The 671-nt window shown below is 70.8% G+C and carries 1 protein-coding gene; it reads left to right on the top strand.

Features of this window, described 5'->3' with window-relative positions; translation table 11 throughout:
- The coding region (locus tag K678_RS19280; protein ID WP_021133805.1) for a hypothetical protein at positions 1 to 671 on the top strand (671 nt) is incomplete at both ends.

Raw genomic sequence — 671 nt, 5'->3', positions numbered from 1 at the left:
CTTCCTCGGCCGCCATCTGTTCAATCTGCGAAGCTGGCGCGATTACCTGATGGCCGACGCCCACAAGGATGCGCTGGCGCTGGCGATCATCGTCACCCACCGCGAGTTCCTTCATCTGCTGATCGGCGACGATCCGGCTCCCCGCCGCGCGGTGCCGCGCTCGATCCGACCGGCGCTGGACGGTTGGCTTGCCGCTGCGCCCTGGCGGCACCCGGCCATCGCCGGAATCGGTCGGGGCGCTCTCGCCGCCCTGGGGCTGAAGGGCGACAGCAAAGGGCGGGCGCTGTTCCCGCTGCGCGACGAAAACGGCCATGTCTGGGCGATCCACGCCATCGACGAATCCGGGCGAAGCTGCACGATCGGCGAGGCGACCCGCCCCGGGCTGCGCTATGTCCTCGATCCGGCGGGACGGCTCGATGCCCCCGACCCCCATACCGGGCCGATCCTGCTCTCGACCGACGCGATCGCCGCCTCTCTGGCCCGCACCGGCACCGATCAGCCCGCACTGCTGGTCGGTCGCGAGGCCGATCTGCCCCGCATTGCGACGGCGCTGAAGAACCGCCACCCCCAGGCCGCGATCGAGGTCTTAACCCCAACCGCCAGCCCCGAGGCCGAAGCCGCAGCGCGTGCCGTCGGTGGCCGGGTCGTCCGTTGCGACCACTTCCAGATCA

Origin of the sequence: Magnetospirillum fulvum MGU-K5 (assembly GCF_000442515.1) — a bacterium.
Lineage (GTDB): Bacteria > Pseudomonadota > Alphaproteobacteria > Rhodospirillales > Magnetospirillaceae > Phaeospirillum > Phaeospirillum fulvum_B.
The sequence above is the reverse complement of the archived record's forward strand: the minus strand, read 5'-3'. Positions and strand labels throughout refer to the sequence as shown.